Raw genomic sequence first — 13301 nt, forward strand, 5'->3', positions numbered from 1 at the left:
TCTGGCGCTTGCGGGCTTCGGGCTTTTTTCGGGGTGTCTTTATATCACCCGTCGGTCGGCTGCCCACTAACCGATTAGTCGGGTGCTGCTTTGCCTTGTGTCCTTCTCTCGCACTGCCTGGAGCATCTGTGCAATGAGTTCTGCCTCTCTTATAAAGACCCCACCCGAGAAGGTGACGGTCAACGGTTGGGTGTTCTACACCTCTACCGCGTTGATCCTGCTGTTGACCGCCATTCTCATCGCCGCGCCGCAAGAAGCCGGGAGAATGTTGGGGATTGCCCAGGCCTGGTTGTCGCGCAGCTTCGGCTGGTACTACATGGTGGTGATTGCCGCCTGCCTGGTGTTTGTGGTCGGCCTGGCGTTTTCGTCCTACGGCAAGCTCAAGCTGGGCAGCAAGGACGATACCCCGGACTTCAGCTATGGCGCCTGGGCCGGGATGCTGTTCTCGTCCGGTATCGGCATCTCGCTGCTGTACTTCGGTGCTTCGGAGCCCCTGGATCACTACTTCAACCCGCCAGAAGGCGTGGCGGGCAGCCAGTTGGCCGCGCGCCAGGCGGTGCAACTGACGTTCCTGCACTGGGGCCTGCACGGCTGGGCGATCTATGCCCTGGTCGGCCTGGCCGTGGCGTACTTTGCCTACCGTCACAACCAGCCGCTGGCGCTGCGTTCGGCGCTCTATCCGCTGGTCGGCGAGCGTTGGGTCAAGGGGGCGGCCGGGCATGCGGTGGACGGCTTCGGCATGTTCGTGACCCTGCTGGGCCTGGTGACCAACCTGGGGATCGGCTCGCTGCAGGTGTCGTCGGGGCTGGAGAACCTGTTCGGCATGGAGCACAACAATACCAACCTGCTGATCGTGATCATCGTGATGAGCACCGTGGCGACCATCGCGGCCGTGTCGGGTGTGGAGAACGGCATTCGTCGCCTGTCCAACCTGAACATCGTGCTGTTCAGTGGCCTGCTGATTTTTGTGCTGTTGTTCGGCCCGACCCTGCACCTGCTCAACGGCTTTGTGCAGAACGTCGGTGACTACCTCAACGGCGTGGTGCTGAAGACGTTCGACCTGTATGTGTACGAAGCCGACACCGCCAAGTCCGAGCGCTGGCTGGGCCTGTGGACCCTGTTCTACTGGGCCTGGTGGATTTCCTGGGCACCTTTCGTCGGCATGTTCATCGCGCGTATTTCCCGTGGCCGGACCGTGCGCGAGCTGGTTGCCGGTGTGCTCCTGATTCCACTGGGCTTCACCCTGGCCTGGCTGTCGATCTTCGGTAACTCGGCCCTGGACCTGGTGATGAACCAGGGGGCGGTGGAGCTGGGCAAGACGGCGCTCGAGCAGCCGTCGATGGCGATCTATCAGTTGCTCGAGCATTACCCGGCATCGAAAGTGGTGATCGGGGTGTCGATCTTCGTCGGCTTCGTGCTGTTCCTGACCCCTGCCGACTCCGGCGCGGTGATGATGGCGAACCTGTCCTGCAAGGGCGGCAACGTGGATGAAGATGCGCCGCACTGGCTGCGGATCTTCTGGTCGGTGGTGATCACCCTGGTGACCATCGGTCTGTTGTTCGCCGGTAACTTCGAAGCCATGCAAACCATGGTGGTGCTGGCCGGGCTGCCGTTCTCGGTGGTGCTGGTGTGCTTCATGTTCGGCTTGCACAAGGCCATGCGCCAGGACGTGCAGATCGAACAGGAACAGGCCGAGCTGGCGGCGCGGGGTCGTCGTGGTTTCAGCGAGCGGCTGACGGCACTGGAACTGCAACCGACCCAGGCGATCGTGCAACGTTTCATGGACAAGCACGTGAGCCCGGCGCTGGAAGACGCGGCGGTGCAGTTGCGCACGCAAGGGCTGGACGTGCAAACCCTGCTGGGTAAAGCCAAGCGCTGCATGGGCCTGCGGATCGAGATGGAAGAGGGCAACCCGTTTGTCTACGAGGTCAGCCTGGACGGTTACCTGGCGGCGCCAAGCGAATCGCCGAGCCCGGATGAAACCCGCACCCGTTACTACCGCGCCGAGGTGTACCTGCACAACGGCAGCCAGGAGTACGACTTGATGGGCTTCACCCAGGATCAGATCACCCGTGACGTGCTCGATCAGTTTGAAAGCCATCGGCAGCTCCTTGGCCGTGTCTATAGCTGAGGTGTGAGTGACGCGGTGTTTCAGTCAGAAGCTCCGCGTCGGCATCATCGCCAGCAGGCCGCAAGCGGGCGCTGGCTCCCACATTGGAATGCATTCCCCCTGTGGGAGCCAGCGCCCGCTTGCGGCCTGCTGGCGATGGGGCCTTCAACTTCAACACCGCAGCGCCCGATCTTCCTATAAACAAAAACGCCGCGATCCTCTCGCGGCGTTTTTGTGTCTGCTGTCTGGTCTATCCCAGGTTCTTGCCGAGCAGCGCGTGGTACAGCTCGCTGTCGCCGAGAATCCCGACCACATGGTTATTGTCGTGCAGCACCAGTTTGTTGCCGGTCTGGTAACGGATCTGCAGCGCGTCACGCATGCCGATGCTGGAGTCCACCAGGGTTGGCCGCCGGCCCAGGCCTTCTACCGATTGCCCCGGGACCCAGTTCTGCAGGTCCAGGCTCGCACCGTTCTGGCGGGCGCCCTTGATGGTGTTGCCTTCGGCCAGGTCCAGCCATGAATCGCCGCCTGGGTCCAGGCACACCGAGCCGTTGATGCGTTTGCAGTTGTCCAGGGTGCGCATCAGGCTGCGACCGCAGAGGACGTTGAGCGGGTTGGTGTGGGCGACGAAGGTGCGCACATAGTCGTCGGCCGGGTTGAGCACAATTTCTTCGGGCTTGCTGTACTGGATGATCCGGCCGTCTTTCATGATCGCGATGCGGCTGCCCAGTTTCAGCGCCTCATCGAGGTCGTGGCTGACGAACACGATGGTCTTGCTCAGCTTGCGTTGCAGTTCCAGCAGTTCGTCCTGCAGCCCCTGGCGGATCAGCGGGTCGAGGGCCGAGAAGGGTTCGTCCATCAGCAGGATGTCGGCGTCCATCGCCAGGGCGCGAGCCAGGCCGACGCGTTGCTGCATGCCGCCGGACAGCTCGTCGGGTTTCTTGTTGCGCCATTGGGTCAGGCCCACCAGCTCCAGCTTCTCGTCGACCAGCTTGCGTCGTTCCTTTTCGGGACGACCCTGCATTTCCAGGCCAAAGCTGATGTTCTCGCGCACGGTCAGCCAGGGCATCAGGGCGAACTTCTGGAACACCATGGCAATGCGCTTGGTGCGCATCATTTTCAGTTCTGCCGGGGTGCACGAGGCGATATCGATCTGCCGGCCTTCGTGCTCGACGAACAGCTTGCCGCGGCTCACCGTGTTCAGGCCGTTGATACAGCGCAGCAGGCTCGACTTGCCGGAACCGGAGAGGCCCATCAGCACGCAGATTTCACCTTTCTCGACGTCCAGGCTGGCCTTTTCCACGCCAACGATCTGGCCGGTCTTTTTCAGGATTTCATTGCGGGTCATGCCCTGGTCCAGCAGCTTGAGGGCCTCGCGTGGATCCTTGGAGAAGATAACGTCGACGTTATCGAAGCGGATTATGCTCATGCGTCACCCCCTACTACTTTTGCATCGGGTTGTTTGCAGATACGGTCGAGCATGATTGCCAGCAGGACGATCGCCAGCCCGGCTTCGAAGCCCAGGGCGATATCGGCGGTGTTCAGTGCGTTGACCACGGGTTTGCCCAGGCCATCGGCGCCCACCAGTGCGGCGATCACCACCATCGACAACGACAGCATGATGCACTGGGTGATACCGGCCGCGATGCTGGGCATCGCGTAGGGCAGTTCTATTCGCGAGAGCAACTGCCGGCGCGAGCAGCCAAAGGCCTTGCCGGCGTCCATCAGTTCTTGTGGCACATCTCGAATGCCCAGGTAGGTCAGGCGGATGGGCGCGGCAATCGCGAACACCACCGTGGAGATCAGCCCTGGGACAACGCCCAGACCAAACAGGGTCAGGGTAGGAATGAGGTACACGAACGTCGGTACGGTCTGCATCAGATCGAGTACCGGTCGCATCATGGTGTAGAACATCGGTTTGTGCGCGGCGACGATGCCCAACGGCACGCCAATGAGCACGCAGACCAGGGTGGCGAACAACACCTGGGCCAGGGTTTCCATGGTTTCCTGCCAGTAACCCAGGTTGAGGATCAGCAGGAAGGACAGGATGACGAAGCCGGTCAGGCCCCATTTGCGTTGAATGAAGTGCGCCAGCAAGGCGATCAGGCCGATCAATGCCAGCGGGTTGAACCAGGTCAGCGCAAACGTCACGCCGTGGATCATCGTTTCCAGTGTCACGGCAATCGCATCAAAGGTATTGGCGCCGTGTTGCGTCAACCATTCAACGAAGGCAGCGATGTACTGGCCTAAAGGGATTTTCTGATCAATCAGCATGGTAGTGAACGTCCGCATGCAAGGAAAAAAACAGCCCGGGCGAGCGCGCTCGCCCGGCGTCGCGATTACTGCCCGAGCTTGGCTTTCACGGCTTCCAGCCCTGGTTTACCGTCAATGGTGGTGACGCCAGCGAGCCAGGTATCGAGGACCTGTGGGTTATTCTTCAGCCACGCTTTGGCAGCCGCGTCCGGTTTCATCTTGTCGTCCAGAACGTTACCCATGAGGGTGCTTTCCATGTTCAGGGTGAACGACAGGTTCTTCAGCAACTGGCCAACGTTGCTGCACTCCTGGCTGTAGCCCTTGCGAGTGTTGGTGTAGATGGTGGCCTGGCCATAGTTGGGACCGAAGAAATCGTCCCCGCCGGTCAGGTACTTCATCTTGAAGCGGGTGTTCATCGGGTGCGGTTCCCAGCCCAGGAACACCACGTCGGTGTTACGGCGCGAGGCGCGCTCGACCTGGGACAGCATGCCGGCTTCGCTGGATTCGACGACCTTGAAACCGGCGTCCTTGAGACCGAAGGCGTTCTTGTCGATCATGCTCTGGATCATGCGGTTGCCGTCGTTGCCCGGCTCGATCCCGTAGATCTTGCCGTCCAGTTCCTTCTTGAACTTGGCGATGTCGGCGAAATCCTTCAGACCTTTTTCGTACAGCACCTCTGGCACCGCGAGGGTGTACTTGGCGTTTTCCAGGTTGGCGCGCACGGTCTCCACGGTGCCGGCCTCACGGTACGGCTTGATGTCGTTTTCCATGGTCGGCATCCAGTTGCCGAGGAAAATGTCCATGTTCTTGCCGTCGGCCAGCGACTTGTAGGTCACGGGCACGGAGATCATGGTGGTCTTGGTCTTGTAGCCGAGGGCGTCGAGGATGACGCTGGTGGTGGCGGTCGTCACGGTGATGTCGGTCCAACCAACATCGGAGAAGTTTACGGTGCTGCATTGGGCCGGTTCTGCAGCTTGAGCCAGCACCGGCAAACTCAGCATGGCGGCCAACAACAACGACGGGGAACCTTTCATGGGTGGACTCCTTGGTGTTTTCTTGGCGGTGTTCCGACAGGACACCGCACTTATAAGTGTTGCGGTTGGTGGTGCCTGGCAACTGCTCTGCCACGGCGCCTCGCAATCGAGTCGTAACCGATCATGTACCAGTGAAAATCTGACGCCTACAGGGTGCGTCGTATCCAGTACAGGGAGGGTCGCATCCAGTGTCAGCGAGGTCGTTTACAGCTTTATTCGGACCTTTTCAGCGCTCTGCACCGCAAAAAATACGCCGTAATGTGTCGTCTGCGGCCAGCGGCGTTAGTGGGCATGGTTACGTCGGTGTGAGACGTTGAGCGACCTCGCAAAAGCCTGATGATGCGGCCAGTCAACGGATTGCTGCTTGAGCGTAGCAGCTCCGTCGCCAGGCGCTTTGACGCCTGGAATCCGCTCATCGAGGAGTCCCGTACGTCATGGCTATCAGTGTTTTCGATCTGTTCAAAATCGGCATCGGCCCCTCCAGTTCGCACACCGTCGGCCCCATGCGGGCGGCCGCGTTGTTTGTCCAGGCGCTGCGGGAAAAGTGCCTGCTGGAGCAGGTACGGCGCATTGAGGTACAGCTGTATGGTTCGTTGTCGGCCACGGGTATCGGTCATGGCAGCGACAACGCGGTGATCATGGGCTTGATGGGGGAGTGGCCGGATGCGATCGATCCGTCGTTGATTGGCGTGCGCATCGAGACCCTGCGCGAAACCCAGACCTTGCTGCTCGACGGGCGCTTGCCGGTGCCCTTCGTCTGGTCGCGGGACATGCGCCTGATCGACGAAAACCTGCCATTCCACCCCAACGCCATGACGCTGGTGGCCGAAGGTGAGGCGGGGGAATTGCACCGCGATACCTACTATTCGGTCGGTGGCGGTTTTGTGGTGGATGAGGCCCAGGCGTCGAGTGGCGTGGTGGACCTGGATCGCACCGTGCTGCCCTACGACTTTTCCAGCGCGGTGGAGTTGCTTGCCCTGTGCCAGAAACACAACCTGCGGGTCGCCGAACTGATGATGGCGAACGAGAAGGTCTGGCGTTCGGAAGAAGACATCCGCAGCGGCCTGATGAAGCTCTGGCGCGCCATGCAGGATTGCGTCGAGCAGGGCCTCAAGCACGAAGGCATCCTGCCGGGTGGCCTGAACGTGCGCCGGCGCGCCGCCAAGTTGCATCGCAGCCTGCAAGAGCTGGGCAAACCGAATGTGATCGGCTCGACCTTGAGCGCCATGGAGTGGGTCAATCTGTTTGCCCTGGCGGTCAATGAAGAAAACGCTGCCGGTGGCCGCATGGTCACGGCGCCGACCAACGGGGCGGCGGGGATTATCCCGGCGGTGCTGCACTACTTCATGAAATTCAGCGAGGCGGTGACCGACGCCAACGTGGTCGATTACTTCCTCGGCGCCGCGGCCGTGGGCATCCTGTGCAAGAAGAATGCATCGATTTCCGGGGCCGAGGTCGGCTGCCAAGGGGAGGTCGGTTCTGCCTGCGCCATGGCCGCGGCCGGGTTGGCGGAGATTCTCGGGGCCACGCCGGAGCAACTGTGCAACGCGGCGGAGATCGGCCTGGAACATAACCTGGGGCTGACCTGCGATCCGGTCGGCGGCCTGGTGCAAGTGCCCTGCATCGAGCGCAACGCCATTGCTGCGGTGAAGGCGATCAACGCGGCGCAGATGGCCTTGCGCGGCGATGGCCAGCACTTCATCTCCCTGGATCGGGTGATCCGCACTATGCGTGACACCGGGGCCGACATGCATGACAAATACAAAGAGACTTCGCGCGGTGGCTTGGCGGTCAGCGCGGTGGAATGCTGAGAGGCGATTGCGCCTTTTCGCGAGCAGATTGAGGGGAGGCCATCAGTCAAAAGTGCTCGCTCAGTGAACAGTTGCACCTCGACGCGCCACCTTTTGGCGCGTCGCTATCAGACAAGCCCGCGACTCCCGCCCAGGGATCCAAACCGGCGCTTACCGCCTGTCACCTGTGCCTGCGGTGACACTCTTGCCCGATGCCCTGTAGCCCTCTTCCCACAAGTGCTACCGATTTGCTCACGGGCCGGGGTACAGCGCACTTGCCGCCAGAAAGAGAGCGGTTAATCCCTACTTCCCGCGCGTCTTATATAGACACGCCGCGACGTCGTTTTCAGGAGTTATTGAATACGCATTCAACTTTAGGCATGGCAATTGCTCTGTCATTACAAAGCCCGTCTCCCACGCGAGAACGATGGCCATAACAAGAGCCTCCGCCTGAGGCCATCACCCGCTTTGTGTGAGGAGATACCGCGATGACGTCGTTCAACTCCGGGGCTCAACCCCAGAACCGTGCGCCTCAATCCATCGGCTTTTTGCTGCTGGACAATTTCACGCTGATTTCTCTGGCCTCCGCAGTCGAACCCCTGCGCATGGCCAACCAGTTGTCCGGTCGCGAGCTGTATCGCTGGACGACCCTCACCGTCGACGGAGGCCAGGTCTGGGCCAGTGACGGCTTGCAGATCACCCCTGACGCTTCCATGCACAAAGCTCCGCCACTGGACACCATCATCGTCTGTGGCGGTATCGGCATCCAGCGTACGGTGACCCGCGAACACGTGTCATGGCTGCAAAGCCAGGCCCGTCAATCGCGCCGTCTTGGCGCCGTCTGCACCGGCAGTTGGGCACTGGCCTGCGCAGGGCTGCTGGACGGTTTTGATTGCAGCGTGCACTGGGAATGCCTGGCCGCGATGCAGGAAGCCTTCCCGCGCGTGGCCATGAGCACCCGCTTGTTCACCCTCGACCGCAACCGCTTCACCAGCTCCGGCGGCACCGCGCCGCTGGACATGATGCTGCACCTGATCAGCCGCGATCACGGTCGCGAACTGTCGGCAGCGATTTCGGAAATGTTTGTCTACGAGCGCATTCGTAACGAACAGGATCACCAGCGCGTGCCCCTCAAGCATATGCTGGGCACCAATCAGCCGAAGCTGCAGGAAATCGTCGCGCTGATGGAGGCCAACCTGGAAGAGCCCATCGACCTCGATGAGCTGGCGGTGTACGTCGCCGTGTCGCGTCGGCAGCTGGAGCGGCTGTTCCAGAAATACCTGCACTGCTCGCCGTCGCGCTACTACCTCAAGCTGCGCCTGATCCGCGCCCGGCAGTTGCTCAAGCAAACGCCGATGTCGATCATCGAGGTGGCATCGGTCTGCGGTTTTGTCTCCACGCCGCACTTCTCCAAGTGCTACCGCGAATACTTCGGTATTCCACCGCGTGACGAACGTGTTGGCTCCAACAACTCCCAGCAAGTGGCGATGATGCCGATCCCGCAGGCGCTGGTGCTGGCGCCGTTGTCCGGGCCGATGTCGGCGTTGAGCCAGGCGCGTAATGAGTCGACGTTCGCTAGCGTAAGGCTTTAAACCGAGGCATCGTTCATCGCCAGCAGGCTGGCTCCCACAGGGTTGTTGTCGATCACAAGTGTGTGGTCAGACACAAAACCTGTGGGAGCCAGCCTGCTGGCGATTGGATCTGTCAGGCGCTGCGGCTCTGCTGATACGCCGTCAATGCCGGCAACAGTTGCTTGTCGATGGCCTGGCGCACGGCCGGCAGGATTGTCGCGCTGCTGGTGTACATCTGCTTGATCATGGTGCGCAGGGTGTTGGCCCGCTCATCGTTCAAGCCGCGCACCGCACACTCGCATGCCTGCTCGGCGGTGGAGCCGCTCGGTACTTGAAACCCCAATGACTTCAGTTGGCCCAACAGGTCTTCCTGGTCTATCAAATCGGCGTGCATCATGACGCAATCCTTCTTCAGGGAACGGTGTCGTGATTCGATTCTGGTGGGGGCTTGGGGTGTGGGCAAGGGCGAATTGTCGTAATGGCCGCAATACCTATGAACAGGTCGTTTTCGGCTAACTCACCCTGTCAGGGACTGGGCACACTGATCCCAGCTCGCTACACGAAGGTTTGGTCACCCTCGCGCAACGGCTCCTCAACAGTACCTTGGGCCCCGATCCAGTCACGGCTGAATCGGGGTTTTTTTTGCCTGTGAATCCGGGGGTTGCACAGACCTGCCCGCGGTGAGCGCTAGCGCTGCAATACCAGAATCCGCGACAACAATTCATCGCGGTCCACATAACAGCCCTGAAAGTGTCGGGCGCCGCTGGTGGGGTCGAAGGCGTTGCGCGCGTGCAGGGTACGGCGGTTGTCGAAGCACCAGAGTTCGCCGGGCTCCAGGCGCTGGATCAGGCGGAACCGGGGCTCGCGGGTCATGGCGATAAAACGCCGATAGGCCCGATAGAGGTCGGGCATCTGCTCGACCGAAGCATCGAACGGTCCGCGCAGGAAATTCGCCATGCGGATCTCCGCCACTTGCCCGGATGCATCGAGGGCGATGATCGGTGCCTGGCAGCGGTAGTCGCTGTGACGGTCCTTGTTGCGAAACTCCACGGGGATTTCACACAGTGCGCGAAAGGCCTCGGGGTCTTCCTGGCGCAATGCATGGGCGATGGCAAAACCATCGACAAAAATACTCTCGCCACCCTGTGCCTCATTGACCAGGCAGTGCAAAAACTGCAGCCCCGGTTGCAACTCGCGTGTCGGCAGGTCGCTGTGCAGCGGCAGGTTGAAGGCGGTGTAGGCATTGCTGTCGGCGTCGGCGCGTGATTGCACGTTGAACAGCACACCAAAATTGCTCTCGCGGATGAAAGAAATTCGCTGGGCGATCTCTGTCAGTGAGCCCGGTTCGGTGGGCACGCCACGCACCTGGCTCAGGCCGATATCGCGCAGTGCAAGTAGCCATTGCAGCAGGGCCTGGGAGTCGTCCATCAGCGCCTGGTACTCGAACACCGGCAGCTGCAACTGGCTGTCCCACAGCCGGCTTTGCGGTTTTGCCGCACGGCGCTCGGCGCGGGAAGCATCGTCATAGGCGTGGGCGCGCAACCAGCCGGGGTCGAAGCGGCTGACATGGCCGTCCTGCCAATCGATGTGCAGGCAGCCATCGCTGTCCACCCGGGTAGCGCGGGGGAGCAGATCTTCAGGGACGTCGACGATCTCCAGCACCTGCTCGCGGGTAACGCTGTAGACGCACTTGGCGCAGGGGCAGTTGTCCCGTAGCCAGGGGTGGTGGAAGGGGCTGGTCCGGCCATCGGCCCACTGCACTGAAACGCGATCGGCCAGGGTTTGCACGGCGGTCAACGCGCTGATCATGGGGTAACGGCGAAAGTCGGCAATGGGGGCGGCGGTGTTCATGAGCGCTCCTTGTCTTGTGATTATTTTTCCGCTGGCAGGGCGATCACCCGGCCGAGATAGGCGGGTGTGGGCAGGTCTGATTGCAGCGCGGTCATGGCCAGCAGCTTGTTCGCCACCTGCTCGCTGAACGGCGCCGAACGCGGGCCGGCCAGGTCGACGTGGAGCAGCATCTGCTCGTTGCCCGCCAGTTCCTGAGCCTCTCCCACCCGGTGCAGGCTGTGGTAGAGGTGCAGGCGTTTGCGGTCATGGCCGATGATCTGCGTACGCACTTCGACGTCGGCGCCGAGCTTCACTTCGTGCAGGTAATTGAGGTGCAGTTCGAGGGTGAACAGCGAGTTGCCGGTGGCCTCGCGGTTGTCGCTGTCCATGCCCAACTGGTCCATCAGCGCGTCGGTGGCGTAGCTGAAGATCAACAGATAAAAGGCATCGCGCAGATGGCCGTTGTAGTCGACCCAGTCGGCGATGATGGTGGTCTGGTAGGTGGTGAGTGCGGGCATGTTTCAGGTTCCGATAGGGGGGGTGACAGGACTGGCGCTTTCGCGGGCAAGCGGAACGCCGCCCGGCCCGCTCCCACATGGTCAGGGCACAACCTGTGGGAGCGGGGTTGCCCGCGAAGGGGCCAGACCAGCCGATTCATTACTCGCTGAAGCTCATCCCGTGCTTTTGCTTGGTGTTTTTCACCGCGTCCAGTACGGCCAACAGGCAGTCATCACGATAGCGCTCCAGCGCCGCAATGCTGTGGTTGCCCAGCTGTTCGCGGGTGCCGTCCACCACATCATCAATCAGTTTTTCGGTCAACTGCGGGGCGGGCAGGTAGGTCCACGGCAGTTGCAGGGCCGGACCGAACTGCGCCATGAAGTGGCGCATTCCGGCATCGCCGCCGGCCAGGGTGTAGGTGAGGAACGTGCCCATGAACGACCATCGCAGGCCGGCGCCAAAGCGGATCGCATCGTCGATCTCGCCGGTGGTGGCCACGCCGTCGTTGACCAGGTGCAACGCCTCGCGCCACAGGGCTTCGAGCAAGCGGTCGGCGATGAACCCCGGCACTTCCTTGCGCACATGCAGGGGGCGCATGCCCAGGGATTCATAGACCTGCATGGCCGCCTGTACCGCCTCGGGCGCGGTGTGCTTGCCGCCGACCACTTCCACCAGCGGCAGCAGGTACACCGGGTTGAACGGGTGGCCGACCACGCAGCGTTCCGGGTGGGTCGAGCCCTCGTAGAACTCACTGGGCAACAGGCCCGAGGTGCTCGAACCGATCAGTGCGTTGGGCTTGGCCGCGGCGCTGATCTTGCTGTGCAGGTCGAGTTTCAATTCAAGGCGTTCCGGGGCGCTTTCCTGGATGAAGTCGGCGTCCTTTACGCAGGCTTCGATGGTGTCGACAAAACGCAGCCGATCCTGTGACGCGCCGGGTGCCAGGCCTTGTTTTTCCAGGGCACCCCAGGCGTTGGCAACACGCTTGCGCAGCGCCGCTTCGGCCCCGGGCGCTGGGTCCCAGGCCACTACATCCAGACCATGGGCGAGGGCGCGGGACACCCAGCCGCTGCCGATGACACCACTGCCTAACGCTGCGAAGGTTTTGATTTCGGTGATAAAGCTCATGGCGATTTCCTGAAAGATACCGGCGATCCCTGTGGGAGCGGGCTTGCCCGCGAAAGCGGTGGATCACCACTGAAGAGGCTTTGGTTGCACCGGCCTCTTCGCGGGCAAGCCCGCTCCCACAGGTGTTAGAAGTAGGTTGGGCTTAGCCGCGCTGGACCAGGCCCATTTTCTTGCGCCCTTCGGCTGGGGTCAGGACGCGGGCGCCGAGGCGGCTGAGGATTTCGCCGGCGCGCTCCACCAGTTGGCCATTGGTCGCCAGCACGCCCTTGTCCAGCCAGATGTTGTCTTCCAGCCCGACCCGCACGTTGCCGCCCAGCAGCACCGCCTGGGCAGCCATGGGCATCTGCATGCGACCGATGCCAAAGCCGGCCCACACCGCATTGGCGGGCAGGTTGTCGACCATGGCTTTCATGGTGGTGGTGTCGGCCGGCGCGCCCCACGGAATGCCCAGGCACAGCTGGAACAGCGGATCGTCCAGCAGGCCTTCCTTGATCAGCTGTTTGGCGAACCACAGGTGGCCGGTGTCGAAGATTTCCAGCTCGGCCTTGACCCCCAGTTCCTGGATGCGTTTGGCCCCGGCCCGCAGTTGCGCAGGCGTGGAGACGTAGATGGTGTCGCCGTCGCCGAAGTTGAGGGTGCCGCAGTCCAGGGTGCAGATTTCCGGCAGCAGTGCCTCGACGTGAGCCAGGCGGGTCAGCGGACCGACCAGATCCGTGTTGGGGCCGAACTCCATCGGGTTCTCGCCGGCGCCGATTTCCAGGTCGCCACCCATGCCGGCGGTGAGGTTGACGATGATGTCGATATCCGCTTCGCGAATGCGCTCCATCACCTCGCGGTACAGCGCCACGTCGCGGCTGAACTTGCCAGTCTGCGGGTTGCGCACATGGCAGTGGACCACCGTGGCCCCGGCCTTGGCGGCTTCCACCGCGGCGGCGGCAATCTGTTTCGGAGTGACCGGCACGTGGGGGCTCTTGGCGGTCGTGTCGCCAGCACCGGTCAGTGCGCAGGTGATGATGACGTCGTGGTTCATGGGGTAATTTCCTTCAGGCCGGTTGTGTGGGGCATAGGGCGCCCGTTCGCAGCCACGCTC

General features: G+C 62.0%; 11 protein-coding genes. 3 read left to right on the forward strand and 8 right to left on the reverse strand.

Annotation, left to right across the window (positions count from 1 at the left end; translation table 11 throughout):
• Positions 1–190 precede the first annotated feature (190 nt).
• Positions 191–2131 carry a BCCT family transporter gene (locus Q1W70_RS12290; RefSeq protein WP_302098890.1) on the forward strand — a complete coding sequence of 647 codons (1941 nt, stop codon included), beginning with the start codon at positions 191–193 and terminating at the stop codon, positions 2129–2131.
• A 229-nt stretch (positions 2132–2360) separates the two neighbouring features.
• Here the strand turns inward: Q1W70_RS12290 and choV are convergent, their stop codons facing one another.
• The 3 genes from choV to Q1W70_RS12305 form a co-directional block, all read right to left on the reverse strand.
• Positions 2361–3539, reverse strand: a complete 1179-nt coding sequence (gene choV, locus Q1W70_RS12295) for a choline ABC transporter ATP-binding protein (RefSeq protein ID WP_166592006.1) — start codon at positions 3537–3539, stop codon at positions 2361–2363.
• The gene (gene choW / locus Q1W70_RS12300) at positions 3536–4384 is read right to left on the reverse strand and encodes a choline ABC transporter permease subunit (protein WP_166592007.1); all 849 of its coding nucleotides are present in this window, start codon (positions 4382–4384) and stop codon (positions 3536–3538) included. Before choW ends, choV begins: the two co-directional genes overlap by 4 nt.
• 65 nt (positions 4385–4449) lie before the next feature.
• Positions 4450–5397 (reverse strand): choline ABC transporter substrate-binding protein, encoded by a 948-nt coding sequence (locus tag Q1W70_RS12305; RefSeq protein ID WP_302098847.1) that lies wholly within the window; start codon positions 5395–5397, stop codon positions 4450–4452.
• A 434-nt stretch (positions 5398–5831) separates the two neighbouring features.
• Between Q1W70_RS12305 and Q1W70_RS12310 the strand changes: the two genes are divergently transcribed.
• Entirely contained in the window at positions 5832–7208 is a 1377-nt protein-coding gene (locus tag Q1W70_RS12310; RefSeq protein WP_166592009.1) for an L-serine ammonia-lyase, read from the forward strand.
• A gap of 467 nt (positions 7209–7675) precedes the next feature.
• Complete coding sequence (gene gbdR, locus Q1W70_RS12315; protein ID WP_095164384.1) at positions 7676–8779, forward strand: choline metabolism transcriptional regulator GbdR; 1104 nt, start codon at positions 7676–7678, stop codon at positions 8777–8779.
• A gap of 112 nt (positions 8780–8891) precedes the next feature.
• On the opposite strand, the gene Q1W70_RS12320 is transcribed toward gbdR, so the two are convergent.
• The 5 genes from Q1W70_RS12320 to cdhC all read right to left on the reverse strand — a co-directional run bounded on the left by Q1W70_RS12320 (position 8892) and on the right by cdhC (position 13241).
• Positions 8892–9155 carry a hypothetical protein gene (locus tag Q1W70_RS12320; RefSeq protein WP_159998327.1) on the reverse strand — a complete coding sequence of 88 codons (264 nt, stop codon included), beginning with the start codon at positions 9153–9155 and terminating at the stop codon, positions 8892–8894.
• A gap of 290 nt (positions 9156–9445) precedes the next feature.
• Positions 9446–10609, reverse strand: a complete 1164-nt coding sequence (locus Q1W70_RS12325) for a gamma-butyrobetaine dioxygenase (protein WP_166592010.1) — start codon at positions 10607–10609, stop codon at positions 9446–9448.
• Between the two features lie 20 nt (positions 10610–10629).
• Positions 10630–11106 carry a thioesterase family protein gene (locus Q1W70_RS12330; protein ID WP_166592011.1) on the reverse strand — a complete coding sequence of 159 codons (477 nt, stop codon included), beginning with the start codon at positions 11104–11106 and terminating at the stop codon, positions 10630–10632.
• A gap of 139 nt (positions 11107–11245) precedes the next feature.
• Positions 11246–12211 carry an L-carnitine dehydrogenase gene (locus Q1W70_RS12335; RefSeq protein ID WP_166592012.1) on the reverse strand — a complete coding sequence of 322 codons (966 nt, stop codon included), beginning with the start codon at positions 12209–12211 and terminating at the stop codon, positions 11246–11248.
• Positions 12212–12353: 142 nt separating this feature from the next.
• Positions 12354–13241, reverse strand: coding sequence for a 3-dehydrocarnitine:acetyl-CoA trimethylamine transferase CdhC (cdhC, locus tag Q1W70_RS12340; protein WP_265536904.1), 888 nt, complete (start codon positions 13239–13241; stop codon positions 12354–12356).
• Positions 13242–13301 lie beyond the last annotated feature (60 nt).

The organism is Pseudomonas kielensis (assembly GCF_030505375.1).
GTDB classification, from domain to species: Bacteria; Pseudomonadota; Gammaproteobacteria; order Pseudomonadales; family Pseudomonadaceae; genus Aquipseudomonas; species Aquipseudomonas kielensis.

Bases quoted from the DNA above. Each gene is read 5' to 3' on its own strand.
- choV (WP_166592006.1), bottom strand. From the start codon at position 3,539: ATGAGCATAATCCGCTTCGATAACGTCGACGTTATCTTCTCCAAGGAT.
- choW (WP_166592007.1), bottom strand. From the start codon at position 4,384: ATGCTGATTGATCAGAAAATCCCTTTAGGCCAGTACATCGCTGCCTTC.
- Q1W70_RS12305 (WP_302098847.1), bottom strand. From the start codon at position 5,397: ATGAAAGGTTCCCCGTCGTTGTTGTTGGCCGCCATGCTGAGTTTGCCG.
- Q1W70_RS12310 (WP_166592009.1), top strand. From the start codon at position 5,832: ATGGCTATCAGTGTTTTCGATCTGTTCAAAATCGGCATCGGCCCCTCC.
- gbdR (WP_095164384.1), top strand. From the start codon at position 7,676: ATGACGTCGTTCAACTCCGGGGCTCAACCCCAGAACCGTGCGCCTCAA.
- Q1W70_RS12320 (WP_159998327.1), bottom strand. From the start codon at position 9,155: ATGATGCACGCCGATTTGATAGACCAGGAAGACCTGTTGGGCCAACTG.
- Q1W70_RS12325 (WP_166592010.1), bottom strand. From the start codon at position 10,609: ATGAACACCGCCGCCCCCATTGCCGACTTTCGCCGTTACCCCATGATC.
- Q1W70_RS12330 (WP_166592011.1), bottom strand. From the start codon at position 11,106: ATGCCCGCACTCACCACCTACCAGACCACCATCATCGCCGACTGGGTC.
- Q1W70_RS12335 (WP_166592012.1), bottom strand. From the start codon at position 12,211: ATGAGCTTTATCACCGAAATCAAAACCTTCGCAGCGTTAGGCAGTGGT.
- cdhC (WP_265536904.1), bottom strand. From the start codon at position 13,241: ATGAACCACGACGTCATCATCACCTGCGCACTGACCGGTGCTGGCGAC.